Source organism: Brevibacterium sp., assembly GCF_052105255.1.
GTDB lineage: Bacteria > Actinomycetota > Actinomycetes > Actinomycetales > Brevibacteriaceae > Brevibacterium > Brevibacterium linens_B.
This window is the reverse complement of sequence record NZ_JBQDYQ010000007.1, coordinates 80,067-82,693: the sequence shown is the minus strand read 5'-3', so window position 1 is coordinate 82,693 and position 2,627 is coordinate 80,067. Positions and strand designations below refer to the sequence as shown.

Here is a 2,627-nt window from a genome sequence, read left to right as displayed (position 1 = left end):
CTCGCCGTCGCCGAGGTGGTTGACGAGTTCGAGGAAGAAGCACTCGTCTCCTCGGTCGGCCAGCACGTCGTCGAACCGAACTCGCCGATCGTCGTTCCCCGCCGCGTCCACATGGTCGCCGACCTCCGCTCCTCGGATCCCGCCATCGTCCAAGCCGCCCGCAACTCACTGAAGACGCAGATCACCGAGATCGCCCGCACCCACGACATCACTATCGACGCCCGCGACTTCGACATCCGCGACAAACGCCGCTTCCCGACCGAGGGCGTCGAACTCGCCGAGAAGGCTGTCGCCAACGAAGGCCTGAGCATCCGCCGGTTGGAGACGATGGCCGGCCACGATTCCGTGGCGATGAATCACCGCGTGCCCGCCGTGATGATGTTCGTGCCCAGCGTCGACGGCGTCTCCCACTGCGAACGCGAATTCACCACCGACGACGACATGCTCCGCGGAGTCCGCGTCCTCACCTCGGTGGCCGGCGAACTCGTCCGCGGTGAACTCGCCGACGTCCGTGACGGTGCCGTGTGGGTCGGTTCCTCCGTCGCCGAGGCGCGCGCATGAGCACCGATATTCAGCGCATCCGCTACGGTGACAGCAGCGACCTCCTGCGAACTCACATCGAGGTGACCCCATGACCGCCAATGCAACCGGTCCAGCCACAGCGCCCGACCCCACTCAACCCTGGACCCTGTCCGCCACCGAGGCGCTCGCTGCCTTCCGGACCAAGGAGCTGTCCCCGGTCGACTACCTGAGCTCGCTCATCGGCCGGATCACCTCCGACGATGAGCGCATCAATGCGGTCACCGAAGTCGTCGAGGAGGCGGTCACCTCGGCGCGGGAAGCCGAGACGTTCTATGCGAACGCCACCGACGATGACCTCGCCGAGGCGGCCGCCGCCCGGCCATTGCTCGGACTTCCCGTGATCGCCAAGGAGAAACACGCCCTGGCCGGCCGCGGCCTCACCCAAGGGCTGCTCCACGAACGCGACACCATCGCCGACAACGATGCCGCGATCATCGCCCGCATCCGCGCCGCCGGGGGATTCGTCCACGCCCGAGCCACCTCGCCGGAGTTCAGCTGCGCGACGATCACGCACTCGCCGATGTGGGGCGTAACCCGCAACCCGTGGAACCTCGACCTCTCACCGGGAGGGTCCTCGGGTGGGTCCGGTGCCGCGCTCGCCGCCGGATTCGCGCCTCTGGCCACGGCCTCGGACATCGCCGGATCGACGCGGCTGCCCGCCGCCTTCACCGGCACCGTCGGCTACAAAGCTCCGTACGGTCGGATCCCCGGCGCCCAACCCCTGGCCGCCGACTGGTATCGCGGAGACGGGCCGATGACGCGCACCGTCGCCGATGCCGCCCTGCTCGCCAAAGTCATGGTCGGCGTCGATCCGAGCGATCACGCGACGATCGCCTCGCCCGGGTTCCTCGATGACTTCGACCCCGCCGAGGCGGCCGATCGGCTCCGCGGACGCAGGGTCGCGCTGTGCGTGCGATTGGGGGACTTCGCCGTCGGGAAGGACATCGAAGCGAACACCCGCGCGGTCGCCTCGGCCCTGGAATCGGCCGGGGCACACGTCGAGGAGATCGCACTGCCGTGGACGTCCGAGCGGATCTTCGAGACCGCGTTCACGCACTTCGGAAACCTGCTCGCGCCCGCCATGCGAAAGGCCACTCGCGGCCATGAACACACCCTGGCTGAGTACACGGTGCGGTTCATGGCCGATGCGGAAGCCGTCGCCGCACGCCGGTCCTTCTATGACGGACTCGCCATGGAATCACAGATCCAGGCCGAGCTGGCGTCCGCGATGGACGGGTTCGATGTGCTCGTGGCGCCCACCTCGGCGGTGGCGGGATTGGAAGCTGGAGCCAGCTACCTCGACGGGATCACGGTCGGTGCCGACGGCATCGGACGTGAAGTTGCCAGGTCAGGTGGTGCGAGCGGGAATGACGGCGGGGACGACGTCCGGCTCGAGCACTACTGGCAGGCGCATATGACGATGCCGTTCAATATCTGCAACCGCGTGCCGATCGTCAATGTGCCTTCCGGCACGGCCGACTGCGGCATCCCCACCGGCGTCCAGGTCATCGCCCACCCCTATGACGACGCCCGCGCCTTCGACATCGCCGCGGCGATCGAAGCGCTGCGTCCGTGGTCCGGTCTCGCGCCACAGTGAGAACCCGACTTCGGAACCCCTGAAACAGCAAGAAGGACCCACAATGACGTCTGATCCGCAATCAGTTCGCCCCGACGACCCCGTCGGAACCACCACGCATTCAGCCGATCCGAGCAGCACCAACCCGGGCAAGGTCGCCTTCGCGAGCTTCATCGGCACGACCGTCGAATGGTACGACTACTTCCTCTTCGGCACCGCGGCTGTGCTCGTGCTCAACGACCAGTTCTTCCCCTCGCTCGACCCCTTGGCCGGACAGCTGGCGTCGCTGTCGACCTTCGCCGTCGCCTTCGTCGCGCGGCCTTTGGGCGGAGTGATCTTCGGGCACTTCGGTGACAAGCTCAGCCGCAAGTCGATGCTCGTGCTGTCCCTGCTCATGATGGGCTTCGCGACTTTCGCGATCGGGCTGCTGCCCGGCTACAGCACAATCGGCGTGGCCGCTCCGATCCTC

General features: G+C 67.4%; 3 protein-coding genes. All 3 read left to right on the top strand.

What is annotated here, in order from left to right:
- Nucleotides 1–561 (top strand): M20/M25/M40 family metallo-hydrolase (locus ACTIIH_RS04125; RefSeq protein WP_441450641.1); only part of this gene is annotated, 561 nt, incomplete at its 5' end.
- A gap of 70 nt (nucleotides 562–631) precedes the next feature.
- Entirely contained in the window at nucleotides 632–2,179 is a 1,548-nt protein-coding gene (locus ACTIIH_RS04120) for an amidase (RefSeq protein WP_441450640.1), read from the top strand.
- 43 nt (nucleotides 2,180–2,222) lie between these two features.
- Nucleotides 2,223–2,627: MFS transporter (locus ACTIIH_RS04115; protein WP_441450638.1), on the top strand; the 405-nt coding region annotated here is incomplete at its 3' end.